The sequence below is a fragment of the Bradyrhizobium sp. WYCCWR 12699 genome, from assembly GCF_032144035.1.
GTDB lineage: Bacteria > Pseudomonadota > Alphaproteobacteria > Rhizobiales > Xanthobacteraceae > Bradyrhizobium.
Genome location: NZ_JAVTJN010000035.1, coordinates 713 through 1,590 on the forward strand (window position 1 = coordinate 713; position 878 = coordinate 1,590).

An 878-nucleotide genomic window follows, 5' to 3' on the forward strand; every position below is an offset into this window, starting at 1 on the left:
CGCCCACGAGAATGGCTCGATCGAAGGGCCTCACGGTCATCTCAAGCGAGCAATCGCGGACGCCTTGCTGCTGCGCGGAACTGTCGACTTCGACGATCTTGCCACCTATCGCGGCTTCATCGACGAGATCGTCAGCCGCCGCAATGCCCGCAACGCCAAGCGGATCGATAGCGAGCGCGTGGTGTTGCAGGAGCTGCCCGATCGGCGCACCTCCGACTACGAAGAGGTGATCGTCCGCGTGACCTCGTCCGGCGGCTTCACCCTGCGCAAGGTGTTCTACACGGTGCCATCGCGCCTGATCGGTCACCGGCTGCGGGTGCGCCTTTACGACGATCGTCTCGACGTGTTCGTCGGGGGCACCCATCTCGTCACCTTGCCGCGTGGGCGGCCGCATCCCAATGGCAAGTACGACCAGGTCGTCGATTATCGGCACGTGATCCATTCCCTGCGGCGCAAGCCGATGGCACTTCTCAATCTGGTCTACCGGGATCGGCTGTTCCCGCGCGATGCCTACCGGAAGACCTTCGATCGCTTGCGCGAACGCTTGCCGGACAAAAAAGCCTGCCGGATCATGGTCGATCTCCTCGCGCTCGCTCATGAACGCGGCTGCGAGACCGAACTCGCCGATCAGCTCACCGCCGACCTCGAGGCCGGCCAACTGCCCGACATCAACCGGCTACGTGCTTACTTCGCCCCCGATCCCGCCAACCTGCCGAACGTCGTGGTGCAGCTCGTGCCGCTTGCGACCTACGAATGCCTCATCGGTACCGCCGAGACCGGAGGTGCCGCATGAGCGTAACGAACACGGTTGATGCCGCGCGCCTCAATCTGTTGCTCAATGAGCTCCGTCTGCCTGCCATCAAGGTGCTGTGGGCGCA

At 63.7% G+C, this 878-nt stretch carries 1 protein-coding gene; it reads left to right on the forward strand.

Translation table 11 applies throughout. The annotated features are described in order from the left end of the window. Nucleotides 1-793, forward strand: a 793-nt coding sequence (locus tag RPS27_RS24365) for a Mu transposase domain-containing protein (protein WP_409517569.1), incomplete at its 5' end; no start/stop codon positions are given. Nucleotides 794-878: the final 85 nt, after the last annotated feature.